This window comes from Rhodanobacter sp. Root561, assembly GCF_001427365.1.
GTDB lineage: Bacteria > Pseudomonadota > Gammaproteobacteria > Xanthomonadales > Rhodanobacteraceae > Rhodanobacter.
Window position 1 is genome coordinate 976,441 of record NZ_LMGH01000001.1, and the last position, 23,564, is coordinate 1,000,004.

Here is a 23,564-nt window from a genome sequence, read left to right on the forward strand (position 1 = left end):
TTTCTCTATGAAGCCGCGCAACGACAAGCAACTGGTGGTGGGGCTCGACATCGGCACCTCGAAAGTGGTGGCGATCGTGGGCGAGTACGAGCCGGGCGAGCCGATCACCGTGATCGGCATCGGCACCCACGTCTCGCGCGGCATGAAGCGCGGCTCGGTGGTCGACATCGAATCGACCGTGCACTCGATCCAGCGCGCGGTGGAGGAAGCCGAGCTGATGGCCGGCTGCGACATCCGTTCGGTCTACGCCTCGATTTCCGGCAGCCACCTGGAAACCCGCAACTCGCACGGCAACGCGGCGATCCGCGACCGCGAGGTCACCGCGGCTGACTTGGAGCAGGTGCTGGAGGCGGCCAGCGCAGTGGCGATCCCGGCCGATCGCAAGGTGCTCTACAAGGAGTCGCAGGAATACCGCATCGACGGCCAGGACGGCATCCGTGCTCCGGTCGGCATGAGCGGCGTGCGGCTGGAGGCCAACGTGCACCTGGTCACCGGCGCGGCCGCGGCGGTGCAGAACATCTCCAAGTGCATCCAGCGCTGCGGCCTCACCGTCGACGAACTGGTGCCGTCGGCGCTGGCCAGCGCCAAGGCGGTGCTCACCGACGACGAGCGCGAGCTGGGCGTGTGCCTGGTCGACATCGGCGCCGGCACCACCGACATCGCGATCTACACCCAGGGCTCGATCCGCTACACCGCCTCGCTGCCGGTCGGCGGTGACCAGGTCACCAGCGACATCGCCTACGGCGTGCACACGCCGACCGCCCACGCGGAGGAGATCAAGATCAAGTACGCCTGCGCCCAGACCGGGCTGGCGCACGCGGAGGAAACCATCCAGGTGCCCAGCGTGGGCGATCGCCCGCCGCGCCGGCTCGCGCGGCAGTCGCTGGCGCAGAGCGTGCAGGCGCGCTACGAGGAAATCTTCGAGATGGTGCAGGACCAGCTGCGCCGCTCCGGCTACGAGAGCCTGGTCGCGGCCGGCGTGGTGCTGACCGGCGGCGCCTCGAAGATGGAAGGCGCGCTGGAGCTGGCCGAGGAGATCTTCCACAAGATGGTGCGCATCGGCGTGCCGCAGCAGATCGACGGCCTCGGCGAAGTGGTTTCCAGTCCGCTGCACGCCACCGGCGTGGGCCTGCTGCTGCACGGTGCGCGGGCAGGCGGCATGCGCGTGGGCGGGCCGGTCGGCGGCAGCGTCGGTGGCCTGGTCGGAAAAGTGCGTGGCTGGCTGACCCGGAATTTCTGAAAACACGGTTGCGGATGACGCAGGACGCGTCATCCAGGGTGGAGGGACATCCACCCATCACCATGGACCGACAGGAGTCGTCATCCATGGTTAAAACGACAACAACTCTACGGAGGACGGGAAATGTTTGAACTGATCGATAAACTCGCACCCAATGCAGTCATCAAGGTGATCGGCGTGGGCGGCGGCGGTGGCAATGCCGTGGCGCACATGCTCAACGCCAACATCGAAGGCGTCGACTTCGTCGTCGCCAACACCGACGCCCAGGCGATGACCAGCTGCGGCTCGCGTACCCACCTGCAGCTCGGTGGCAACGTGACCAAAGGTCTCGGCGCCGGCGCGAACCCCGAGGTCGGCCGGCAGGCCGCGCTGGAGGATCGCGAACGGATCGAGGCGATGCTGGAAGGCGCCGACATGGTGTTCATCACCGCCGGCATGGGCGGCGGCACCGGTACCGGCGCCGCGCCGGTGGTGGCGCAGCTGGCCAAGGAGAAGGGCATCCTGACCGTGGCCGTGGTCACCAAACCGTTCCCGTTCGAGGGCCGCCGGCGCATGCAGGTCGCCCTGAAGGGCATCGAGGACCTGTCCCAGCACGTCGACTCGCTGATCACCGTGCCGAACGAGAAGCTGCTCAGCGTGCTCGGCCGCGAGGTCACCCTGCTCAATGCGTTCAAGGCCGCCAACGACGTGCTGCAGGGCGCCGTGCAGGGCATCGCCGACCTGATCACGGCCCCGGGCCTGATCAACGTCGACTTTGCCGACGTGCGCACCGTGATGTCGGAGATGGGCCTGGCGATGATGGGCTCGGGCACCGCCCGCGGCGACGATCGCGCCCAGGCCGCGGCCGAGGCGGCGATCAAGAACCCGCTGCTGGAAGACGTCAACCTCAACGGCGCCTGCGGCATCCTGGTCAACGTCACCGCCGGCCCGAACCTCACCATGCGCGAGTTCGACGAGATCGGCCGCATCATCCACGACTTCGCCAGCGAAGACGCCACCGTGGTGATGGGCACCTCGCTCGACCCGGAAATGAAGGACGACGTGCGTGTCACCGTGGTCGCCACCGGCCTCAACCGGGCGATGGCCTCGCGCCAGCAGCCGCCGATCCGCATGGTGGAAACCAGCCAGCAGGTGCAGATGCGTCCGCGCCCGGTGGTTCTGCGCACCGGCACCGGCAATGAGGTGGTCGACTATGCCCAGCCGGACGTGGTGCATTCGAACCAGGGCAGGACGGAATCCTCGGCACCGGCGAAGCATGCCGAGCCCGGCTTCGACTACCTGGACATTCCGGCGTTCCTGCGCCGCCAGGCTGACTGAAGAGGTGACTTCCGGCAGGCTGACTTCCGACAGGTTCAAACTGTCCGGGGAGATGCGAAAGTATTGAACAAATCCGCGTTGGGCCGGTCACTGCAGGACTCACCGGACTCGTCGCCTGCCGATGGCAGGGCGGCGGATCCGGGTGTCCCGGCCGGTACACGCAGGTCTGGGCACGCTGCCGATAGTGCGCCGTGATACCGCAACAAGACTGTGCATCAGGACGATGCACGGCCTGTCACCAGGGCTTTGCCGTGATGGCCGGTCCGATGTCCCGTGCCGGATTCCCGTCCCAGGCACGGGGCGTCGTGTCGTCGTCGTTCTCCTCGGGAAATCAGATGGATACCCGTCGCTTCAGGGATGAAGGAACCATGAAGGCATAATCAGACTGTACGGTACGGTTTGCTTTTACCACAGGTTAAAACTGTGTTAGCATCCGCCCCTGATTGGCTGCTGCCTACACAGGTACCAACAAAAATGATCAAGCAGCGTACCCTCAAGAACATCATCCGGGCGACCGGTGTCGGCCTGCATACCGGCGACAAGGTCTACATGACCTTGCGTCCCGCAGCGCCCAATACCGGCATCGTGTTTCGACGAACGGATCTCGATCCGCCGGTCGACATCCGCGCGCGCGAGGATCATGTCGGCGACACCCGCCTGTCGACCACCCTGGTCAATGGCGACGTGCGCGTCTCCACGGTCGAGCATCTGCTGTCGGCGATGGCCGGACTGGGCATCGACAATGCCTATGTCGACCTGTCCGCGCCGGAAGTGCCGATCATGGACGGCAGCGCCGGTCCCTTCGTGTTCCTGCTGCAGTCCGCCGGCATCGAAGAGCAGAATGTGGCCAAGCGCTTCATCCGCATCAAGAAGCCGGTGAAGGTGCAGGAAGGCGACAAGTGGGCCAGCTTCGAGCCGTTCGAAGGCTTCAAGGTGGGCTTCTCGATCGACTTCAACCATCCGATCATCAGCCAGCGCACCTCGCGTGCCGAGATCGACTTCTCCACCACCTCCTTCGTCAAGGAAGTGAGCCGCGCCCGCACGTTCGGCTTCATGCGCGACATCGAGATGCTGCGCGAACACAACCTGGCGCTGGGCGGCTCGATGGACAACGCCGTGGTGCTGGACGATTACCGCGTGCTCAACGAGGACGGCCTGCGTTACGAGGACGAGTTCGTCAAGCACAAGATCCTCGATGCGATCGGCGACCTGTACCTCCTCGGCCACAGCCTGATCGGCGCGTATCACGCGCACAAGTCGGGTCATGAGCTGAACAACAAGCTGCTGCGCACGCTGATGGCCGATGCCTCGGCGTGGGAAGAGGTCAGCTACCAGGACGATCCGGCCACCTCGCCGATCTCCTACGCTCATCCCGCCCAAGCGATCTGAGCCGACGCCGCGGCAGCGGCGCTCCTGTCAAGACGAATGGCCGTGTCTCGCGACACGGCCGTTTTTTGTGATGGGCGTCACATTTTATTCGCGGGCCGCTTCACGCCCCGACGACATCCCGGCTTATTCCTTAACAAAGTGCATGCTATAAACCTCACACCGAATTGACGGACGACGACTTCAGTCCGCGTCGGCAACAGGGGAATCAGCGGTTTCGGCGAAGGACGCCAGCTCAAGGAACAGTGCCCGCAATTCGGGGTCTGTGAATGACGCGGCGGCCGCCACGAGGTGGGCGGCGGCGGCAGGCGAAAGCGGTTTTGACCGATCCGGTGGCGTTGCGGCCGGTGGTTGGGGGACCACTTTCACGGTGACTGAACTGGCGCGCGTGCCGATGGCATGTGCGGCGGCAAGGATCTGTGTCTGCATCAAGCGCAGGCGCGATGCCCAGCCCGGTGAAGACGCCAGGAAGACGAGGCGGTCGTGGCGCAGGTTGGCGAATCTCACCTGCTCGCGCAACGGCGATGGCAACGTCTGGCGCAATGCGCGATCCAGCGCTTCCAGCGACTCGGCCTTCTGGGCCAGGGTCGCGAAGGAGCCGCAATCGACAAGTGACTTCGGTCCGTTGTCGCGGCGGCGGGAAGTGGCCGGGGTAACGCGTTGCATGGTGCCGGAAATCGATCTTGGAAAGACATGCAAATCATACTCGTATCACGTGCCCGGAAATTGCCGCAAACCCTTGACCTGGCGAACCGGCGCCTGCGCTGGAAGCTCTTCGCCGTGGCTTCGGTGGCGGTGCTGGCCTGCATGAGCGCCGGCGTGGCGCTGGCCCTGCTGGTGGCCAGTCCGCGGGATCGTTCGTTGGCCGAGATCCACGCCTTGCAGCAGGAGATCGGGCAACAGAAGGTCCAGTTGGGCACCGTGCGCGAGGACGCCCGACGCGGGCTGGACGCGCTGGCCGTGAAGCTGGGTCAGCTGCAGGCCCAGTCGACCCGCCTGAACGCGCTGGGCGAACGCCTGGCCGAGGTCGGCAAGCTGGACAGCGGCGAGTTCAACTTCGACCAGCAACCCGCGGTGGGTGGTGTCGAGGATGCCAGCGGCACGGCATACGCGCTGCCGCCCTCGCTGGACAGCGGCATCAACCAGCTGGCCGGCCAGTTCGATCGCCAGCAGGCCCAGTTGTCGGCGTTGCAGAGCCTGCTGCTGGACGCCAAGATCGAATCGAATCTGAAACCCACCGGCATGCCGGTGCCCGGCTACATCTCCTCGTACTTCGGCGTGCGTGCCGACCCGTTCGATGGCCATTCGGCGCGACACACCGGCATCGACATCTCGACGCCCCTGGGTACCGCCGTGCACACCGTGGCCGAAGGCATGGTGACCTTTGCCGGCGTGCGCAGCGGCTATGGCAAGGTGATCGAGATCGACCACGGCAACGGCTACATGACCCGCTACGCCCACAACAGCGCGCTGGAAGCCCGTCCGGGCCAGCACGTGCAGGTCGGCGACGTGATCGCCAGGGCCGGCTCCACCGGTCGCTCCACCGGCTCGCACGTGCATTTCGAAGTCTGGTACGACGGCCGCGTGGTCAACCCGCTGGCCTTCGTGCGCAATCACCGCTGAGTCTTTTCCGGCGGTTCCCGCCACTTGAATCGGGCGCCCGCCGGCGCCATTCAGGATGGCGGGTGCGGCATCCGCTGCTGCCCGCATCCCCTCCAGTCCGGCCTGACGGGCAGTGCCGAGCGGGCATGTAGTAACATGCCCGATTGGCCCGCGCCTGTGGCGGGCGTTTCAACTCTCCAACCCGGAAAATCGATGTTCAATCGTGCCCTGACGAGCCTGTTTGGTAGCCGCAACGAACGCGTGCTGCGCCAGATGTCCAAGAGCGTCAACCGCATCAATGCGCTGGAGCCGGAGTTCGAGAAACTGAGCGACGACGAGCTCCGCGGCAAGACCGACGAGTTCAAGCAGCGCGTCGCCGCCGGTGAATCGCTGGACAAGCTGCTGCCGGAAGCTTTCGCGGTGGTGCGCGAGGCGGCCAAGCGCACGCTGGGCATGCGCCATTACGACGTGCAGATGATCGGCGGCATGGTGCTGCACCAGGGCAAGATCGCCGAGATGCGCACCGGCGAAGGCAAGACCCTGGTCGGCACGCTGCCGGTGTACCTCAATGCGCTGGCCGGCATGGGCGTGCACGTGGTCACCGTCAACGACTACCTGGCACGGCGCGACTCGGCCCAGATGGGCAAGCTGTACAACTTCCTCGGCCTGGCCGTGGACGTCGTGTATCCGGGCATGGACCACGCCGACAAGTACGCCGCCTACCGCGCCGACATCACCTACGGCACCAACAACGAATTCGGTTTCGACTACCTGCGCGACAACATGGCGCTGAGCAAGGAGCAGCGCTACCAGCGCGGCCTGCATTACGCCATCGTCGACGAAGTCGACTCAATCCTGATCGACGAGGCGCGCACGCCGCTGATCATTTCCGGCCCGGCCGAGGACTCCCCGCAGCTGTACCTGGCGGTGAACAGGATCGTGCCGCAGATGATCCGGCAGGCCGAAGAGAACGGCAGCGGTGACTATTGGGTCGACGAGAAGCAGAAGCAGGTCCACTTGTCCGAAGAGGGCATGCAGCACGCCGACGAGCTGCTGCGCGCGGCCGGCGTGATCGACCAGGACAGCGGCCTGTACGACTCCAAGAACCTGGCGGTAGTGCACCACCTCAACGCCGCGCTGCGCGCCAACGGCATCTACCAGCGCGACGTGGACTACATCGTGCGCGACGGCGAGGTGATCATCGTCGACGAATTCACCGGCCGTACGCTGGCCGGCCGGCGCTGGTCCGACGGCCTGCACCAGGCGGTCGAGGCGAAGGAAGGCGTGCCGATCCAGCGCGAGAACCAGACGCTGGCCACGGTGACGTTCCAGAACCTGTTCCGCATGTACAAGAAGCTGGCCGGCATGACCGGCACGGCCGACACCGAGGCGTTCGAGTTCCAGAGCATCTACGGCCTGGAGGTGGTGGTGATCCCCACCCACAAGCCGATGATCCGCAAGGATAACCCGGACATGATCTTCCTGTCGCAGACGCCGAAGTACAACTCGGTGATCGAGGACATCAAGGATTGCCACAAGCGCGGCCAGCCGGTACTGGTCGGCACCACCTCGATCGAGGTGTCCGAGCTGCTGTCCGGGCTGCTCAACAAGGCCGGCGTGACGCACGAAGTGCTGAACGCCAAGCAGCACGAGCGCGAAGCGCACATCGTGGCTCAGGCCGGTGCGCCGGGGCAGGTCACCATCGCCACCAACATGGCCGGTCGCGGTACCGACATCGTGCTTGGCGGCAGCCTCGAGGCTGCGCTGGCGGGCTTGCCGGAAGGCGCCAGCGAAGTCGATCGTGCCCGCGTCAAGGCCGAATGGAAGAAGCTGCACGAGCAGGTGCTCGCCGCCGGCGGCTTGCACATCATCGGCACCGAACGCCACGAATCGCGGCGCATCGACAACCAGCTGCGTGGCCGTTCCGGCCGCCAGGGCGACCCGGGTTCCTCTCGCTTCTACCTGTCGCTGGAAGACAACCTGCTGCGCATCTTCGGCGGCGAAGGCCTGGTGCGCTGGATGAAGCGCTTCGGCATGAAGGACGACGACGCGCTGGAAGATCGCATGATCAGCCGGCAGATCGAGAAGGCGCAGCGCAAGGTCGAGCAACACAACTTCGACATCCGCAAGCACCTGCTGGAATTCGACGACGTCGCCAACGACCAGCGCAAGGTGATCTATCGCCAGCGCGACGAGTTGCTGGATGGCGAGGAAGTGCAGGCGACCGTTGCCGACATCCGCGAGGACGTGGTGCAGTCGATGGTGCGTGCCTACGTGCCGGACGAGAGCATCGACGACCAGTGGGACCTGGCTGGGCTGGATCGCGAGCTGGAAAGCGAACTGGGCCTGTCGCTCGACCTGAAGTCGTGGATCGAGCAGCAGCACGAGGTTGACGCGAAGATGATCCTCGAGCACGTCCGTGGCGCGGTGAACGAGCTGTTCCAGGCCAAGGAAGCGCAGATCGGTGCCGAAACCATGCGCCAGCTCGAGAAGCACATCATGCTGACCGTGGTGGACAACGCCTGGAAGGATCACCTGGCCAGCATGGATTACCTGCGCCAGGGCATCTACTTGGTGGGCTACGCGCAGCAGGACCCGAAGCAGGCGTTCAAGCGCGAGTCGTTCAAGCTGTTCTCCGGCATGCTCGAACGGATCAAGGGCGAAGTGATCCAGATGCTGGCGCGCATCCGTATCCGCAGCGAGGAGGAAGTGGCGGCGATGGAGGCCGAGCAGCAGCGTCTGGCTGACCGCCTGCAGCAGCAGATGCTGGCCACGGGCGGCGGCGCGCCGCCGGCCGGTGCCTTCGGCGGCGACTCTGCTGACGATTCCGCCGTCGGTGCCGGAATCCGCATGGCGCCGCAGGCGGATGGCCCCAAGGTCGGTCGCAACGAACCCTGCCCCTGTGGCTCGGGCAAGAAGTACAAGCACTGCCACGGCCAGCTCGCCTGAGCTGCCGCGACAGTCCCCATGAAAAACCCCGCCGCGGCGGGGTTTTTTCTTGGCTGGAGGCGGTCGCGAATCAGTCCTCGCCGCCGGGTGGGCGCTTCCGGTGCGGTTCCGCGTCGACCGTGATGTAGCGGGGTTCGTCGCCGTCCAGCTGCAGCGCGGTGAGTTGTCCGCCCCAGACGCAGCCGGTGTCGATCGCGTGCACGCCCAGTCCGGCGAAGCGACCCAGTGCCGACCAGTGACCGCAGACGATGCGGGTATCGCGCTTGCGCATGCCGGGCACCGAGAACCAAGGATACAGGCCCGGCTTCTGCGTGCCGGGAACGCCCTTGGCATCGAAGTCGATGCGGCCGTTGACGTCGCAATAGCGCATCCGGGTGGTGGTGTTGATGGTGGCGCGCTGGCGATCCAGTCCCTGCAGGCGCGCCGACCACACCGCCGGCCGATTGCCGAACAGGTTGCGCAGCAGGCGCGGGTGACGCGGGCTGGACAGTTCGCGCTCCACGTCCTGGGCGGCCCGCAATGCCTGGCGCAAGGTCCACATCGGGGCCAGCCCGGCATGCACCATGGTCCAGTTGAGCCGTTCATCGTGGTGCACCAGCTTCTGCGAGCGCAGCCATTCGAACAGTACGGGCGCGTCGTCGGCGAACAGCACTTCGCGCAACTCGGGATTGACCCGCGCCTGCGCGTCCGGGCGGCGCTGCGAGATCGCCAGCAGGCTGAGGTCGTGGTTGCCCAGGGTGATGATGCTGGACTCGCGCAGGCCGTGAATCAGCCGCAGCGTGTCCAGCGACTGCCCGCCGCGGTTGACCAGGTCGCCGCAGAACCACAGTTGGTCCTGCGCCGGATCGAAGCGCAGCTTTTCCAGCAGGCGTTGCAATTCGGGATAGCAGCCCTGCACGTCGCCGATTGCGTACGTCGCCATGTCAGTCCTTGACCATCAATGCAGCGTACGCGGAATGGACAGGGTGAAAGTCGGGATCGGCGCCTCGAATTCCGTGCCGTCGTCGGCGAGCATCTGGTAGCTGCCGCCCATGGTGCCCACCGGCGTTTCCAGCACCGCGCCGGAGGTGTATTCGAAATCGTCGCCCGGGCGCATCCACGGCTGTTCACCGACCACGCCTTCACCGCTGACTTCCTCGACCTTGCCGTTGGCGTCGGTGATCATCCAGCGTCGGGCGAGCAGGCGTGCCGGCATCGCGCCGGCATTGCGCAGGGTGATGGTGTAGGCGAAAACGTAGCGATTGTCACCCGGCTTGGACTGGTCCGGAACAAAGCGGGTCTGGACCTGCACGTCGATCGTGTAGGAAGGTTTTTCAGTCATGTCGCGATTGTACGGCCTGCCGCCGTGATTGGGTGGCGTTGCCTCGGGTGAGTCGATCAGCGATCGCCGTAGACCTTGGCCAGGCGCACGAAATCCGCCGGCGCCAGCGTCTCGGCGCGGGCGCGCGGATCGACGTCGGCGCGGCGGATCGCATCGGCATCGAGCAACTGCGCCAGGGCATTGGACAAGGTCTTGCGGCGTTGTCCGAACGCCGCCTTGACCACGCTGTAGACGTGTTCGGGTCGCGCATCGTGCAGCTCTTCCGCAGGCAGCGGCAGCAGGCGTACCACCGCCGAGTCCACCTTCGGTGGCGGCCGGAACGCTTCCGGCGGCACCTCGAACAACGGCTCCACGCGGCACACCAGCTGCAGCATCACCGACAGTCGTCCATACGTCTTGCTGCCGGGCTCGGCCGCCATGCGGTCGACCACTTCCTTCTGCAGCATGAAGTGCATGTCCTGGATGGCGGCGGCATGTTCCACGCAGTGGAACAGGATCGGGCTGGAGATGTAGTAGGGCAGGTTGCCGGCGATGCGCAGACGGGAGACGCCGTGGCTGTGCGCCATCGCGGTGAAGTCCACCTTGAGCACGTCGGCATGGACGATGTGCAATTCACCCGCGCTGGCGGCGCGGGCCTGCAGGCCGGGGATCAGGTCGGTGTCCAGTTCGATCGCGGTAAGCCTGCGGGCAGCGGCGAGCAACGGCAGGGTCAGCGCTCCCTCGCCCGGCCCGATCTCGACCACGAAATCCTCGGCGCGCGGCTTGATCGCGCTGACGATGCGATCGATATAGCGACCGTCGTGCAGGAAGTGCTGGCCGAAGCTTTTCTTGGGGCGCGCGTTCATCAGGCGGATGCTTCCGGGGAAAGTGGCCCCTCGCCGCGCTCTTCGCCACGCGGGGAAGCGGAGGGACGAGCGGCGCTGCGCGCCACCAGTTCCATCGCCATCTTCGCCGCGGCGATCAGGCTGGACGGGTCGGCCCTGCCGCTGCCGGCCAGATCCAGCGCGGTGCCGTGGTCGACGGAGGTGCGGATGAACGGCAGGCCGAGGGTGAGGTTGACAGTGCGGTCGAACGCTTCGCTCTTCAGCACCGGCAGCGCCTGGTCGTGATACATCGCCAGCACCGCGTCATAGCCCTGGCGTTGCGCCGGCACGAACGCGGTGTCGGCCGGCAGCGGCCCGATCAGTCGCATGCCTTCGCGGCGCAAGGCGTCGATCACGGGGATCAGCGTGTCGATCTCCTCGTGGCCGAGGTGGCCGGCTTCGCCCGCATGCGGGTTGAGGCCGAGCACGGCGATGCGCGGCGAGGCCAGGCCGAATTTCGTCTGCAACTCCGCATGCACGATGCGCAGCGTGCGGGTGAGCGTGGCCGGCGTGATCGCGGCAGGCACGGCCGCCAGCGGCAGATGGGTGGTTGCCAGCGCCACCCGCAGTTCCGGGCTGGCCAGCATCATCACCACGTCGGCCTGGGCGCGCTCGGCAAAGAACTCGGTGTGTCCGCTGAAGCGGATGCCGGCGTCGTTGATCGAGGCCTTCTGCAGCGGCGCGGTGACCACGGCGGCATAGCGCCCCGCCATGCAGCCGTCTGCCGCTTCGCCAAGCGTGTCCAGCACGTGGCGGGCGTTGCGTGGATCGGGTCGACCCGGCACTTCGTCGACCGCCAGCGGCACATGCCGCACGCGCAATGTGCCGGGTTGGCGTTCGGTGGCGTCCGAACCATCGTCATCGATCAGCGTGATCGGGACCGCGCAGCGCAAGGCCGCACGCCGCAGCAGGCTGCTGTCGGTGATGGCGACGAGGTTGGCCGGCAGGGACGTGGCGGCCAGCCGGATCAGCAGTTCGGGGCCGATGCCTGCCGGCTCTCCGGCGGTGACCGCGAGCCGGGGCAACGGCACGGCGTCCAACTGCGCTTACGGCGACTTGGCGGACTGGTCGTCCGCGCTGCGCAGCTCGGGTACCAGCACGTTGATGTAGGCGTTGGAACGCAGGTCACGCAGATAGTCTTCGTATGTCTGCTCGGACTTGCGGGTACCGATCGCCTGGCGTGCCTGGTCGCGGGCGAGCTGTACGGTCTGGTCGCTTTGGCGCTCACCCAGTTTCTGCAGGATGTGCCAGCCAGCCTGGCTCTGGAACGGCTTGGACACTTCGTTGTCTTTCAACTGGTCCAGCTGGTTGGCGATGGTCTTGCCCCAGGCCTCCTTGGGGAACCAGCCCATGTCGCCGCCGACGTTGGCCGACGTATCGTCCTTCGAGTATTCCTTTGCCAGGGTGGCGAAGTCCTCGTGCTTGTCGACGATGCGCTGGTACAGGTCGCGGGCCTTCTGCTCGGCCTGCTCCGGCGTCACCAGCTCGCTGGGGCGGATCAGGATCTGCCGGGCATGCAGTTCGGTGACCATCTTGCGGCTGCTGTCGCGCTGACCAACGAGCTTGAGGATGTGGAAGCCGGTCGGGCCGCGCAGGGCGGGACTGACGTCACCCGGCTTCATCGTGGCGATGGAATCGGCAAACGCGGGCGGAATCTCGTCCAGCCGGCGCCAGCCAAGGTCGCCGCCCTCCAGCGCGTCCGATGCGTCGGAATAACGGATCGCAGCTGCGTTGAAATCCATGCCGCCCTTGATCGCGGCCAGTGCCGCCCCGGCCTTGGCCTGGCTGGCCTGGATGGCCGCGGCGTCACCGCCGGCCGGAATGCTGATCTGGATATGCGCCAAGTGCACTTCGCCGGACTTGTAGGTCGGGCTGCTGAGCAGGTTGTCGATCTCGCTGTCGCTGATCGTGACCGCGTCCTGCACCACGTTCTGGTGCAGTCGCTGCACGGTGATCTGGTCGCCGATCTGCTCGCGGAAGGCCGCGAAGCTGCTGCCGCTGCGTTCGACCTCGGTACGCAACTGGTCGATGCTGAGATTGTTCTGCTGCGCCACGCCCTGAATGGCCTGGTCGATGTCGGCGTCGGACACGCGAATGCCCTGATCCTGTGCTTTCTGGATCTGCAGCCGCATCAGCACCAGCCGGTTGAGCACCTGCTGCTGCAGCACGTTCATCGGCGGCAGTTGCTCGGTGTGGCCGGCATACTGCTGCTGCACCGAGAGCACGGCGTCGTTCAGCTGGCTCTGCAGGATCACGTCGTCGTTGACGACGGCCACGATCCGGTCCAGCGGCTCGCTGGCCGGGGCTCCCGGGGTCAGCAACTGGGCGTGAGCGGGCAGGATGATCGCAAGCGCGAGCAGGAGGGATGCGAAGGTTTGCTTCATCAGTGGAAAGCCTGGTCGCCGCAGCGATTGTGTTTATTGATAGCCGAGAATATCACGGCGCAGCAGGGGGTCGATCTGGCCACCGGTGGAACCCAGGCCCTTGAACACCACTTCGAACATCACCGCGTTGTCCCGCCGATCGAGCCTGCCGGCCGTCGCGATCGGGCCAAAACCGTAATACGCCTGGTTGACGTAGCTGCGCCCGACCAGGCGCAGCGACACGCAGCAGCTGTCGTATTCCACGCCGGCCAGCGCGTCGATGCTCTGGCGATCCTTCACCGAATACGTCCACGCGCCCACCAGCCGCCAGCGCTCGGACACCGGGTAGACCACGGAGGCGTTGTATTGTTCCAGCAGCCCGCGACGGTAGCGGTAGGAGAAGTTGAAGATGCCGTCCGTGCCGATCCGGCGCTGCAGTTCCAGCACCCCCATGTCGGTGAGCCGGCTGTTCGGGCTCCACTGGTACGAGCTGGCGAGGCGCCAGCGGTCATTCAGGCGGATGTCGAGCTGGGCCACGTAGTCCGAGCGGGTCCAGTCGGTGGGGGGCACCACGCTGTTCTGGCCATTCGGCAGCTGTACCCGTTGCGGGCTGAAGTAGTGGATCTGGCCAAGACTGGCGGACAGCCGCTCCACGCCGCCCTCGTCGAGCAGGCGCGTGGTGAGGGCCGCGGTGAGGTTGTTCGCATCCATCTGCCGGTCGGCACCGGAGAAGCGGTTCGGCGAGAACAGCTGCCAGTAGTCGAACGTCATCGCGTTGGTGTTGAACAGCGGCAGGTTGTCCTGGTTGCGATACGGCACGTACAGGTAGTACAGCCGCGGCTCCAGGGTCTGCGTATAGCTGTTGCCGAACAGCGAGGCAGCCCGATCGAACACCAGCCCCGAGTCCAGACTGACCACCGGCAGCGAGCGGCTCGGCGACTTGTCGGTGAACGGCGTGCCGACGCCGCTGCCCAGCAGGCCGGCATAACCGTAATCCTGGTAATCGCCGTCGAGCTGGTAGGCGGTGTAGCGCCAGGCCACCTTCGGCCGCACGAACCAGGCCGAGCTGCCGAAGTCGGCAGCGAGATAGGGATAGAGATCCTCGCGCTGGCCCTCGACATAACCGGTCTTGCGGAAGGCGACTGCCTCGCTGTCCAGGCCGAGCTCCAGCCAGCGCGACAGCGGCACGTCCATGCTGAAACGGGCGTAGGGTAGTTGCCGGTACGGCAGGCCACGGTCGGTGATGAACGGATTGACGTTCTGGTAGATCGTGCCGCCGACCGAGGCGTCCCACCACTTGCCGGAACCCACCAGGGCGGCGTTGGAGGACAGTGTATAGATCGCGCTGTGACTCAGGCTGTCGCCGAAGTCATACAGGTAGCTGGCGTCCGAGGCGTGGTTGTACGAGCTGACGAACTGCCAGCCCTTCCACAATTGCGTGCGATCGGAGAACTGCACCAGATAGCGTGAATCACCCCGGGTGTCGGCCAGCCCGTCGCTCTCGCCGTGATCCCTGGGCACGTACTGCGCGTTGAGCTGGCCGGTGCTGCCGGGCACCAGGTAGCGGAACTCGCCACCCAGCATCGCGCCCCGCGAGCTGTAGTAGCGCGGGTCGAGCGTGGCGTCGTAGTTCGGCGCCAGGTTGAGGTAGTACGGCGTGCTGATTTCGTAGCCGGAGCGTCCGCTGTGGCCGATGGTCGGATACAGGAAGCCGCTCTTGCGCCGGTCATCGATCGGAAAGCTGAAATACGGCAGATATAGGAACGGCACCTTGCCCACGCGCATGGTGGCGTTGCGCGCCACGCCGACGCCGTTGACCTTGTCGATGGTGATCGACTTGGCGCGGAATTCCCACACGTGATGACCCACGTCGCAGGTGGAATAGGTGGCCTGCGAATAGCGCGTGTGCTGCGCGTCCAGCATCTGGCCCTGGCTGGCGGTACCGTTGCCGCGCGCGTCGAGCATCTGGTAGCGCACGTCGTTGGCGACGCCGTGGCTGGCCTCGGTGTTGCCGCGCATGTGCGAGGCGGCCAGCAGCTGTCCCGCGTCCTGATAGCGCACGTTGCCGTTCGCGTCGTAATCGGTGCTGCCGTTGTTGTAGTCGATGCGGTCGGCGCGCAACAACTGGTCGGCGCGCTCCAGCCGCACGTCGCCGCTCAGGTGGTAGACCGACTGGTTGGAGCTGTCCACGTGACGTGCCTGCACCTGGGTCGGGCTGGTGTCGCGCAGGCTGCTGTCCCGCATCAGGCTGGGGTCGTAGAACTCCAGCAGGGCATTCGGGCGGCACATCGCGTAGTTGAGCGGACGCGGGGCGCAGTGGAACGAGCCCAGCGGACAGGCCAGGTCGGCCGCTCCGGATGCATCGCTGGTGGCCGGGCTCTGGCTGCTGCTGGCGTCGGCCTGACCGCCGATCAGGGCGAGTGCGGCGGCAACCGCCAACAGGCGGCGTGGAGGTAGCTTGCGCGTCACGGGAAATCTGCCGGCTTCGAAGGCTCGTTAAGCTAACAGAAAGCCCCCCTCGGCGGCAGATGCTGACGTTGCCGGAAGCGGTCGGGATTCAGCGTGTGAAGGTCGGCCATCGGGATGGTGGAGGCTTTCAATCCATCAGCGCTGCGACGTGTGCACTGCTGCTGGCAGCCAGCGCCGCCAGGTCATAGCCGCCTTCCAGCGAGGAAACCAGCCGCCCGCCGGCATGCGTGTCGGCCAGCGCGACCAGTCGCTCGGTGATCCAGGCATAGTCCTCGCTGCCCAGCCGGATGTCGGCCAGCGGATCGTTGCGATGGGCGTCGAAGCCGGCCGAGATCAGCACCAACTGCGGCTTGAACGCATGCAGTCGTGGCAGCAGCACGCCGTCCCACAGTTCGCGGAATTCGTGCGAGCCGGCGCCGGGCGAAAGCGTGCCGTTGACGATGTTGCCGACGCCGCGCTCGTCCTCGTAACCACTGTCCGGATACAGCGGCGACTGGTGGCTGGAGGCGAACAGCACGCGCGGCTCGCGCTCGAAGATGTCCTGGCTGCCGTTGCCGTGGTGCACGTCGAAATCGGCGATCGCCACCCGTTTCAGCTTGTGCGCGGCCAGCGCGTGGGCCGCGCCCACCGCGATGTTGTTGAACAGGCAGAAGCCCATCGAGCGGTCGGCGGTAGCGTGATGGCCCGGCGGGCGCACCGCGCAGAACGCGCGCCGGGTCGTGCCGCCCAGCACAGCGTCGACCGCCGCCACCACCGCGCCGGCCGCGCGCAACGCGGCCTCGGTCGAGCCGGCGCCCATCACCGTGTCCTGGTCCAGCGCCAGCATTTCGCCGGGCGGCGGGCCGGCCAGGATTTCCGCGACGTGGGCGGCACCATGCACGCGCAGCAGCTGTTCACGGGTGACCGGCGGTGCCTCGATGCGATCGAGCGCGGCGAAGCGGTCATGGTCCAGCGCCTGCAACACCGCGCGCAGCCGCGACGGCCGCTCGACGTGGCCCGGGCCGGGGTCGTGCTGCAGGCAGGCGGGGTGCGTGTACAGCCGCAGCATGCGGCAATTCAGGCGGACGGCTTGGGCTTGCGCCGACGCTCGTGCTGCCACAGCACTTCGCCGTGGCCGCTGGCACGCGCCAGCACGCGCGAGATCACGAACAGCAGGTCGGACAGCCGGTTCAGGTAGCGCTGCGGCTGGCTGCGGACCTCTTCCACCCGGGCCAGCGCGATCACCTCGCGCTCGGCGCGGCGGCACACCGTGCGCGCCAGATGGCCGCAGGCCGCGGCCATGCCGCCGCCGGGCAGGATGAATTCCTTCAGCGGCGGCAGCGGTTCGTTGAGTTCATCCAGGATCGACTCCAGCCGGCTGATGTCGCTGTCCTCGACCATCGCCATGCCGGGAATGCACAACTCGCCACCCAGATCGAACAGGTCGTGCTGCACCTGGGTCAGCGCCTCGCGCACCTCGTCGGTGACGCCTTCGGCGGCCAGCAGCATGCCGATCGTGCTGTTGAGTTCGTCCACCGTGCCGTAGGCGGTGACCCGCTGCGAATCCTTGCCGACCCGCGAACCGTCGCCGAGGCCGGTGGAGCCGTCATCGCCGGTGCGGGTGTAGATCTTCGAAAGACGGTTGCCCATGCGGGGAGATCAGTGGCTCAGGCCGGTCCGGTCCGACTGGCGCAGCGTGCGCGCCAGCAGCGTCACGCCCACGTGCAGCACGGCACCGATGCCGACATACAAGGCGGTGGTGGCCAGGAACGGCAGGTCCCAGTCGCCCAGGTTGGCGAACCAGCTGCCGAAGCTGCGCGGCAGCGGCACGCTGTGGCTGAGCCAATAGAAGCTGCCGTTGGAAATCAGGTAGCAAAGCGTTTCGCTGACCATCAGCGACACCGCGGCCAGGCCGAGCGTGGTCAGGCTCAGGCCGGACTGGTGGCGGGCCAGCCAGCTGCCGCCCATCCACAGCGCGGCGAAATACACCGGCATGAACCAGTACGCCGGCGATACGCAGTAGTGGCTCCAGAAATCGAGCCCGCTGCTGGTGATCGCGAAAAAGTCGACCAGTACCGCGGTGGCGATCAGCAGCGGGAAGGCCCAGCGGGCGGAGCCGCGCAGCCAGAAACCGGCCAGGAAGAAGACGCCCCACGAGGCGTCGGGCAGCGCGCCGAAATGATGCAGGCGGGTAGCCACCATCACCAGGGCCAGCAGCAGGAAGATGCCGATGCGTTGGTTCTGCGTCTTGGCCATGGGGGACTCCGTGTAGGCGACTGGACAGACCGCTAGTCTAGCCGAACGTGCTGCGCCGCAGACAGCACCTGCGGGTATCATCGACCAATGGATGTCTCCGAAATTTCCTCCGGCAGCGAAACCGGCGTGCTGATCATCGGCGGCGGCCTGGTCGGCGCCAGCCTGGCGATCGCGCTGGATGCGGCCGGCATCGCCGCCACCCTGGTCGAGACGGCGGCGCCGCGCGCCGACGCGCAGCCCAGCTACGACGAACGCAACCTCGCGCTGGCCAGGGCCACCGTCAACGGGCTCGACGCGATCGGCGTCTGGCGTCACGCCGCCGCCCGCGCCACGCCGATCCGGCACATCCGGGTCAGTCGCGCCGGCGAGTTCGGCAGCGCCCGCATCGACGCCGACAAGCAAGGCGTCGATGCGCTGGGCTGGACCCTGCCGGCACGCGAGCTGGGCATGGCCCTGCTGCGACGGCTCGACGAATGCACCCGGCTGACCCGGCTCGCTCCCGCGACCCTGTCCGCGCTGGAGCCGTTGGCCGATGGCTGGCGCGCCCACATCGACATGGCAGACGGTCCGCGCAACATCGACACGCCGCTGCTGGTCGGCGCCGACGGCTCGCATTCATTCGTGCGCGCCCGGCTCGGCATCGAGGCCGAGCATCACGATTACCTGCAAAGCCTGTTCGTGTGCACGGTCACGCCCGAACGCGAGCACGCGAACCGCGCCTTCGAGCGTTTTTCCGATGACGGCCCGATCGCGTTGCTGCCGCTGGCCGAGCGCCGCTGCGGATTGGTGCTCACCGTTTCGGCGGACGAAGCCGACGCGGTGGCCGCGCTGGACGATGCCGGCTTCCTCGACCTGGCCCAGCGTCGCTTCGGCTGGCGGCTGGGTCGCCTGACGCGGCCGGGCAAGCGCCATCCTTACGCGATCCATCGCGTGGCCGCCACGCAGCTCGTCGCGCCGCATGCGGTGCTGGTCGGCAATGCCGCGCAGACCGTGCATCCGATCGGCGCGCAAGGTTTCAACCTGGGCTTGCGCGACGCGTTGACCCTGGCCGAGCTGGTGACGGCGGCGACCGATCCGGGCGATTCCGCCCTGCTTGCGGCCTACGCGGCGCGGCGCGCACCGGATCGCGAGGGCACCATGGCGATGAGCCACGGCCTGGTCCGGCTCGCCTGCCTGGAGCAACCGCTGCTGGCGCCGTTGCGCTCGCTGGCGCTGCTGGCCTGCGACCGACTGCCGCCGTTGCAACGGGCGCTGGCGCGGCGCGGCATGGGTTTTCGCGGTGAGCCGCCACGGGCGGTGCTGGAGCGCCTGCCATGAATGCATCGGTCCAGGAAACGACGTCTCGGCGTCGTCCACCCACGCTGGACGTGGCGGTGGTCGGCGGCGGCATGGCCGGTGCCGCCACGGCGCTGGCGCTGGCCCGCGCAGGCTTCGGTACGGCCCTGCTGGAGGCGCGCGCGCCGGCGGCGTGGGATGCGCAGGCCGAGGTGGACCTGCGCGTGGTCGGGCTGGCGCCGTCCTCGGTGGCCCTGCTGGATGATCTGGACGTCTGGACGTCCATTCGCGAAGCGCGCGCGGCGCCGTACGTCCACATGCACGTCTGGGACGCGGAAAGCGGTGCGACGATCGACTTCGACGCCGCCAGCGAAGGACGCGACCTGCTCGGCCATATCGTCGAGAACTCGCTGGTGCAGTGGACGCTGTGGCAGGCCCTGCAGTCGGCCGGCGTACGCGTGATGTGCCCTGCCGAGGTGACGGCGTTCGAGGCGCGCGAGGATCGCATCCAACTGGAGTTGGCCGGTGGGGACACCCTGTCGGCGGCCCTGCTGGTGGCCGCCGATGGCGCTGCTTCGCCGCTGCGCCGGCTCGCCGGCATCGGCACCCGTGGCCGCGATTACGCGCAGCGCGCGGTGGTGGCGCACGTGACGACGGAACGACCGCACCAGGCCACCGCGTGGCAGCGTTTCCTGCCCGGCGGCCCGCTGGCCCTGTTGCCGTTGGCCGACGGTCGCAGCTCGATCGTGTGGTCGCTGCCGGAAGCCGAGGCCCGGCGGGTGCTGGCGCTGGACGAGCCCGCGTTCCTCGATGAACTGGGCGTGGCCAGCGACTTCCGGCTGGGCCGGATCATCGCCAGCACGCCGCGCGCCGGATTCCCGCTGAAACTGCAGCTGGCCGAACGCTACCAGGCCGAGCGCCTCGTGCTGCTCGGCGATGCGGCGCACACGGTGCATCCGCTGGCCGGGCAGGGCGTGAACCTGGGCCTGCGCGACGTGGCCGAACTGCGCGACGTGCTGGTCGACGCCCGCGCCGCCGGTCGCGACATCGGCGCGGTTCACGTGTTGCGCCGCTACGCACGCCGCCGGCGCAGCGCCGACACGCTGGACGCGCTGGGCTTCGACGCACTGGCGCGGGTCTATGCGTGGCAATCGCCGGCGCTGGTGGCCGCGCGAGGACTCGGCGTGCGTGTGCTGGATCGCCTTGCGCCGTTGAAGCGGCGACTTTCGGAACACGCTGCCGGGTATTGAAACCTTGCTCCTCCCCCTGCTCGCAGGGGAGGGGTCAATCAACCCGCGTCAATCAACCCACGCCAATCAACCCACGGAGAATCATCATGCGCATCTCCCGACTCTGCTGCCTGCTGGTGCTTGCCGGTTCGAGCTTCGCCCTGCAGGCGAAGATGGTGCATCGTCCGGTGGAGTGGACCCAGGACGGCACCCGCTTCCACAGCGTGCTGGTGTACGACGATGCCTCGACCGCGCAGCGGCCAGGCCTGGTGATGGTGCCGAACTGGTACGGCATCAACGATGTGGCCGTAAAGAAGGCCGAAATGATCGCCGGCAGGGACTACGTGATCCTGCTCACCGACATGTACGGCGCCAGCGTGCGCCCCCAGGTGGGCAATGCGGCGCAGGCGCAGGCCGCGGTGAAGCCGCTGTACGGCGACCGCGCGCTGATGCGCAAGCGGATCAACGTGGCGCTGGACCAGTTGAAGGCGCAGGCGGCGAGCGCACCGATCGACCTGAAGAAGCTGGGTGCGATCGGTTTCTGCTTCGGCGGTTCGGCCGTGCTCGACCTGGCCCGCAGCGGTGCCGATGTCGCCGCGGTGGTGTCGTTCCACGGCGGGCTGGACACCGACAACCCGGCGCTGGCGAAGAACATCAAGGCCCGCGTGCTGGCGATGAACGGCGCCGACGACAAGGGCACCATGCCGGACGCGGACAAGTTCATGGAGGAGATGCGCATGAGCCCGGCCGACTGGCAGTTCGTGGTGATCGGCCACGCCGTGCACTGCTTCACCGAGGTCGGCGAGAACTCGCCCGGCTGCCGCTACGACGAACGCGCCGCCACCCGCAGCTACCGCCTGATGCATGACTGGCTGCGCACCGCGTTCGCGGGCACGCCGTAGGGGTTTCTGGCGCTTGCTGAAAGACCTTTGGAGCGGAAAGCATCAGGAGCCAGAGCTTTCGTCTGCCTACGGCAGCCGAGCCACCTTTCTCTGAGTGGCCAGAGAAACGTGGTCCAAAGAGAGGCCACCCCGCTTCCGCGCCTTGCGGACATCCTGTCCGCAAGGTTCGCGGTCGGGTTACGGGGTTTGTCGACAGGGCATCCTGCCCTGACGCCAAACTGACCGGCATCCATGCCGGTCACCCTTCGGGCTGATCCTCCACCCGCCCGCCGCTGCAGNTTGTCGACAGGGCATCCTGCCCTGACGCCAAACTGACCGGCATCCATGCCGGTCACCCTTCGGGCTGATCCTCCACCCGCCCGCCGCTGCAGAGGGGCCCCGGGTAGAGCAGCGGGCCATCGTGGCCCGCACTTTTCAGAAGAGCCGGATCAAGAGCAGAGCTGCGGCGACCCGGAGCTTTTGCTTTTGCTTTTCAGCTTCATCACCGAGTGCGGGCCACGATGGCCCGCTGCTCTACCGGGTCCCTTGTGCGGCGGTGAGGCGGGGTCGACAGGCCGCGCAGCGGGCGTTGCCAGGGATGGCAACGCCTTTTCGCGCGGGCAGGAGCCCGCTCGAAAAGCCCGGCCCCGGCTCACGGACTTGTTGGGCAGGATGCCCAACAAGCGCCAAGCGGGGTGGCCTTCTCTTTTGGTTACTTTTCTCTTGGCCACGCAAGAGAAAAGTGACTCGGTCGCCGAAGGCGATCGACCGCTCTGCACTTGAGCTTCTCTTTCAAGTCATGGGGGGTTCAACTGCAGCACACACCGTGCGCGGCACCTCAATCCGCGCGCTCGTGTACCGCTTCCATCGTCAACGCGGCCAGCTGGCGCAGGCGGTTGCCGCCGGCGTCGGCGAGCAGTTCCTTGAGGCGGGCGCCCGCATCGTCCTGGTCCAGGCTGTGCCGCTCAGCCAGCGAGGCCGCCAGCGCGCGGCCCATCGAGTCGAAGATCAGCGCGTAGGCGAACGCGTGCAGCACGCCACCGCCCAGCGTGCCCAGGCCGGGGAACGCCTTCAGCGCGTTGCCGGCCACGGCCAGCACGATCGAGCTGCCGCTGCGCAGGGTGAGCTTCGCCTGCTGCACGAAATCCTCGATCTGCACCTCGCTGACTTTCACGCCGTAGAGTTCGGCCAGCGCGCGGGTGAGGCCGGTGGCCAGCACGCCCTGGATCACCAGGTCGCTGCCCGGCGCCACCGCGGCCAGCGCGCCGACGATGGCGCGGCGCGCGTACTTGCGCACGATGCGCTCGGCGGCTTCGGCCCGGGTCTGTGCTTCGAGCATGCCGGTGCGCTGGTGCAGGCCGGCCAGTACGGCGTTCTCGCGCAGGTCTTCCAGGCCCTCGGCACCCGGTGCGGTGAGCCGGGCCAGTGCCTGCAGCAGCGGTTCGATCGCCGGCTTGCGCTGGCGTTCCACCGACTCGGTGCTGCCATCGGCCAGCTGGCGCTGGTAGCACTCGCTGCCGCCGGCGCTGATCGCCAGTACCGTGCTGGCGATGCCGCTCGCATGCCGGCGCAGGCGCTCCAGCAACATCTCCCGCTCGGCGTCGCTCCACTGGTCGGCCTTGTTCAATACCAGCAGCAGGGGTTTGCCGAAATCGGCGAGCCAGCGCAGTTCGTCGGCCTGGCCCCGGTTGAGGTCGCCGGCGCACAGGTAGATCACCGCGTGCGCCCGCAGCGCCTCTTCGCGAGCCAGCGTTTCGTGCGTCTCGCCGCCGCTTTCGCGGCTGCCCGGCACGTCGGCCAGCACCAGGCTGCGACCGTCGTCGAGCGTGCCGTCGTAGTGGCCCACGGCGCGGGTGGTGCCGCCGCGCGCGTCGCTGGCGACCTGCGCCTGCGGGGCCAGCGCGCGGATCAGGCTGGATTTGCCGGTGGAGATTTCGCCGAACAGCGCCACGTAGACGCGTGCGCTGGCGCGGCGGCGATCGAGTTCGCCCAGTTCGGACGCCAGCGCGCCGGTATCCGCGCCGTGCTGGCGCAACTGGCCGATGCGCTGTTCCAGGCTGCCGCGATCGGGTACCGGCAGCGGCCGGCGCTTGCGCCGGGGACGCAGCAGCCACCACAGCACGCTGAGGCTCGCGGCGGCGAACACCAGCAACACGCCGCCCAGGGTCCACTGCAGCCAGGTCGGCAGCTCGAGGAAACGCTGGGCCAGCGCCAGCGCACGTTCGGCGGCGGCGAACAGCAGCCACAGCAGTGCGGCCAGGGTCAGGGCGGTGAACAGCAATCGCAGGCGTCGTGACATGGGGACATTCTAGCCAGCTTGCGTTCGCGCGCCGGCGGGAGCTTCGGCTCGCGCTGGCAGCCCGGTTTTGGCACTATCGGACGGGGCGATCGGGTCGTTGATGGCGCCGGCATGTTGCCGTGCGACTTCGCCAAG

19 protein-coding genes are annotated in these 23,564 nt (G+C 67.3%); 8 read left to right on the plus strand and 11 right to left on the minus strand.

Features of this window, described 5'->3' with window-relative positions; all coding sequences use genetic code 11:
• The first annotated feature begins 7 nt into the window (after nucleotides 1-7).
• From ftsA to lpxC, 3 genes are all read left to right on the plus strand, one after another.
• On the plus strand, nucleotides 8-1,240 hold the full coding sequence (ftsA, locus tag ASD55_RS04170) for a cell division protein FtsA (RefSeq protein WP_007809407.1): 1,233 nt from the start codon (nucleotides 8-10) through the stop codon (nucleotides 1,238-1,240).
• 123 nt (nucleotides 1,241-1,363) lie between these two features.
• On the plus strand, nucleotides 1,364-2,557 hold the full coding sequence (gene ftsZ, locus ASD55_RS04175; RefSeq protein WP_056763926.1) for a cell division protein FtsZ: 1,194 nt from the start codon (nucleotides 1,364-1,366) through the stop codon (nucleotides 2,555-2,557).
• A gap of 474 nt (nucleotides 2,558-3,031) precedes the next feature.
• Nucleotides 3,032-3,946 carry a UDP-3-O-acyl-N-acetylglucosamine deacetylase gene (gene lpxC, locus ASD55_RS04180; protein ID WP_056716819.1) on the plus strand — a complete coding sequence of 305 codons (915 nt, stop codon included), beginning with the start codon at nucleotides 3,032-3,034 and terminating at the stop codon, nucleotides 3,944-3,946.
• 180 nt (nucleotides 3,947-4,126) lie between these two features.
• On the opposite strand, the gene ASD55_RS04185 is transcribed toward lpxC, so the two are convergent.
• Nucleotides 4,127-4,609, minus strand: a complete 483-nt coding sequence (locus ASD55_RS04185) for a DUF721 domain-containing protein (RefSeq protein ID WP_056716817.1) — start codon at nucleotides 4,607-4,609, stop codon at nucleotides 4,127-4,129.
• A 27-nt stretch (nucleotides 4,610-4,636) separates the two neighbouring features.
• On the opposite strand from ASD55_RS04185, the gene ASD55_RS04190 reads away from it, so the two are divergent.
• Nucleotides 4,637-5,566: a M23 family metallopeptidase gene (locus ASD55_RS04190; protein ID WP_056763928.1), complete on the plus strand. Its 930-nt coding sequence runs from the start codon at nucleotides 4,637-4,639 to the stop codon at nucleotides 5,564-5,566.
• Between the two features lie 192 nt (nucleotides 5,567-5,758).
• Nucleotides 5,759-8,494 carry a preprotein translocase subunit SecA gene (gene secA, locus ASD55_RS04195; protein ID WP_056763930.1) on the plus strand — a complete coding sequence of 912 codons (2,736 nt, stop codon included), beginning with the start codon at nucleotides 5,759-5,761 and terminating at the stop codon, nucleotides 8,492-8,494.
• Nucleotides 8,495-8,564: 70 nt separating this feature from the next.
• On the opposite strand, the gene ASD55_RS04200 is transcribed toward secA, so the two are convergent.
• From ASD55_RS04200 to ASD55_RS04240, 9 genes are all read right to left on the minus strand, one after another.
• Entirely contained in the window at nucleotides 8,565-9,416 is an 852-nt protein-coding gene (locus ASD55_RS04200; protein WP_056763931.1) for a symmetrical bis(5'-nucleosyl)-tetraphosphatase, read from the minus strand.
• A gap of 15 nt (nucleotides 9,417-9,431) precedes the next feature.
• Complete coding sequence (gene apaG / locus ASD55_RS04205; RefSeq protein WP_007809417.1) at nucleotides 9,432-9,815, minus strand: Co2+/Mg2+ efflux protein ApaG; 384 nt, start codon at nucleotides 9,813-9,815, stop codon at nucleotides 9,432-9,434.
• A 56-nt stretch (nucleotides 9,816-9,871) separates the two neighbouring features.
• Nucleotides 9,872-10,660, minus strand: a complete 789-nt coding sequence (gene rsmA / locus ASD55_RS04210; protein ID WP_056763933.1) for a 16S rRNA (adenine(1518)-N(6)/adenine(1519)-N(6))-dimethyltransferase RsmA — start codon at nucleotides 10,658-10,660, stop codon at nucleotides 9,872-9,874.
• Nucleotides 10,660-11,709 (minus strand): 4-hydroxythreonine-4-phosphate dehydrogenase PdxA, encoded by a 1,050-nt coding sequence (gene pdxA / locus ASD55_RS04215; protein ID WP_056764479.1) that lies wholly within the window; start codon nucleotides 11,707-11,709, stop codon nucleotides 10,660-10,662. The genes rsmA and pdxA overlap by 1 nt, the downstream gene beginning before the upstream one ends.
• Nucleotides 11,710-11,724: 15 nt before the next feature.
• Nucleotides 11,725-13,062 carry a peptidylprolyl isomerase gene (locus ASD55_RS04220; protein ID WP_056763934.1) on the minus strand — a complete coding sequence of 446 codons (1,338 nt, stop codon included), beginning with the start codon at nucleotides 13,060-13,062 and terminating at the stop codon, nucleotides 11,725-11,727.
• Between the two features lie 33 nt (nucleotides 13,063-13,095).
• Complete coding sequence (gene lptD, locus ASD55_RS04225; protein ID WP_056763936.1) at nucleotides 13,096-15,510, minus strand: LPS assembly protein LptD; 2,415 nt, start codon at nucleotides 15,508-15,510, stop codon at nucleotides 13,096-13,098.
• Between the two features lie 127 nt (nucleotides 15,511-15,637).
• Nucleotides 15,638-16,558, minus strand: coding sequence for a histone deacetylase family protein (locus ASD55_RS04230; protein WP_056716807.1), 921 nt, complete (start codon nucleotides 16,556-16,558; stop codon nucleotides 15,638-15,640).
• A gap of 8 nt (nucleotides 16,559-16,566) precedes the next feature.
• Nucleotides 16,567-17,139: a cob(I)yrinic acid a,c-diamide adenosyltransferase gene (locus ASD55_RS04235; protein WP_056716804.1), complete on the minus strand. Its 573-nt coding sequence runs from the start codon at nucleotides 17,137-17,139 to the stop codon at nucleotides 16,567-16,569.
• A gap of 9 nt (nucleotides 17,140-17,148) precedes the next feature.
• On the minus strand, nucleotides 17,149-17,745 hold the full coding sequence (locus ASD55_RS04240; RefSeq protein ID WP_056763938.1) for a hypothetical protein: 597 nt from the start codon (nucleotides 17,743-17,745) through the stop codon (nucleotides 17,149-17,151).
• Between the two features lie 87 nt (nucleotides 17,746-17,832).
• Here ASD55_RS04240 and ubiH point away from each other — a divergent pair, with 87 nt between their 5' ends.
• The 3 genes from ubiH (at nucleotide 17,833) to ASD55_RS04255 (ending at nucleotide 21,151) form a co-directional block, all read left to right on the plus strand.
• On the plus strand, nucleotides 17,833-19,062 hold the full coding sequence (ubiH, locus tag ASD55_RS04245; protein WP_056763939.1) for a 2-octaprenyl-6-methoxyphenyl hydroxylase: 1,230 nt from the start codon (nucleotides 17,833-17,835) through the stop codon (nucleotides 19,060-19,062).
• A complete protein-coding gene (locus tag ASD55_RS04250; protein WP_056763941.1) occupies nucleotides 19,059-20,270 on the plus strand; it encodes a UbiH/UbiF/VisC/COQ6 family ubiquinone biosynthesis hydroxylase in 1,212 nt (403 codons plus the stop codon). The genes ubiH and ASD55_RS04250 overlap by 4 nt, the downstream gene beginning before the upstream one ends.
• 86 nt (nucleotides 20,271-20,356) lie before the next feature.
• Nucleotides 20,357-21,151, plus strand: a complete 795-nt coding sequence (locus ASD55_RS04255) for a dienelactone hydrolase family protein (RefSeq protein WP_056763942.1) — start codon at nucleotides 20,357-20,359, stop codon at nucleotides 21,149-21,151.
• Nucleotides 21,152-21,968: 817 nt separating this feature from the next.
• On the opposite strand, the gene ASD55_RS04260 is transcribed toward ASD55_RS04255, so the two are convergent.
• Nucleotides 21,969-23,429, minus strand: coding sequence for a GTPase (locus tag ASD55_RS04260; RefSeq protein WP_056763944.1), 1,461 nt, complete (start codon nucleotides 23,427-23,429; stop codon nucleotides 21,969-21,971).
• Nucleotides 23,430-23,564 lie beyond the last annotated feature (135 nt).

What these genes read in the sequence shown, in the direction of transcription:
- ASD55_RS04240 (WP_056763938.1), bottom strand. Translation starts at nt 17,745, where the DNA reads ATGGCCAAGACGCAGAACCAACGCATCGGCATCTTCCTGCTGCTGGCC.
- ASD55_RS04230 (WP_056716807.1), bottom strand. Translation starts at nt 16,558, where the DNA reads ATGCTGCGGCTGTACACGCACCCCGCCTGCCTGCAGCACGACCCCGGC.
- ftsA (WP_007809407.1), top strand. Translation starts at nt 8, where the DNA reads ATGAAGCCGCGCAACGACAAGCAACTGGTGGTGGGGCTCGACATCGGC.
- ASD55_RS04200 (WP_056763931.1), bottom strand. Translation starts at nt 9,416, where the DNA reads ATGGCGACGTACGCAATCGGCGACGTGCAGGGCTGCTATCCCGAATTG.
- ASD55_RS04185 (WP_056716817.1), bottom strand. Translation starts at nt 4,609, where the DNA reads ATGCAACGCGTTACCCCGGCCACTTCCCGCCGCCGCGACAACGGACCG.
- ASD55_RS04220 (WP_056763934.1), bottom strand. Translation starts at nt 13,062, where the DNA reads ATGAAGCAAACCTTCGCATCCCTCCTGCTCGCGCTTGCGATCATCCTG.
- ASD55_RS04260 (WP_056763944.1), bottom strand. Translation starts at nt 23,429, where the DNA reads ATGTCACGACGCCTGCGATTGCTGTTCACCGCCCTGACCCTGGCCGCA.
- ASD55_RS04190 (WP_056763928.1), top strand. Translation starts at nt 4,637, where the DNA reads ATGCAAATCATACTCGTATCACGTGCCCGGAAATTGCCGCAAACCCTT.
- ubiH (WP_056763939.1), top strand. Translation starts at nt 17,833, where the DNA reads ATGGATGTCTCCGAAATTTCCTCCGGCAGCGAAACCGGCGTGCTGATC.
- rsmA (WP_056763933.1), bottom strand. Translation starts at nt 10,660, where the DNA reads ATGAACGCGCGCCCCAAGAAAAGCTTCGGCCAGCACTTCCTGCACGAC.
- ASD55_RS04235 (WP_056716804.1), bottom strand. Translation starts at nt 17,139, where the DNA reads ATGGGCAACCGTCTTTCGAAGATCTACACCCGCACCGGCGATGACGGC.
- ASD55_RS04255 (WP_056763942.1), top strand. Translation starts at nt 20,357, where the DNA reads ATGCGCATCTCCCGACTCTGCTGCCTGCTGGTGCTTGCCGGTTCGAGC.
- ftsZ (WP_056763926.1), top strand. Translation starts at nt 1,364, where the DNA reads ATGTTTGAACTGATCGATAAACTCGCACCCAATGCAGTCATCAAGGTG.
- ASD55_RS04250 (WP_056763941.1), top strand. Translation starts at nt 19,059, where the DNA reads ATGAATGCATCGGTCCAGGAAACGACGTCTCGGCGTCGTCCACCCACG.
- lpxC (WP_056716819.1), top strand. Translation starts at nt 3,032, where the DNA reads ATGATCAAGCAGCGTACCCTCAAGAACATCATCCGGGCGACCGGTGTC.
- secA (WP_056763930.1), top strand. Translation starts at nt 5,759, where the DNA reads ATGTTCAATCGTGCCCTGACGAGCCTGTTTGGTAGCCGCAACGAACGC.
- apaG (WP_007809417.1), bottom strand. Translation starts at nt 9,815, where the DNA reads ATGACTGAAAAACCTTCCTACACGATCGACGTGCAGGTCCAGACCCGC.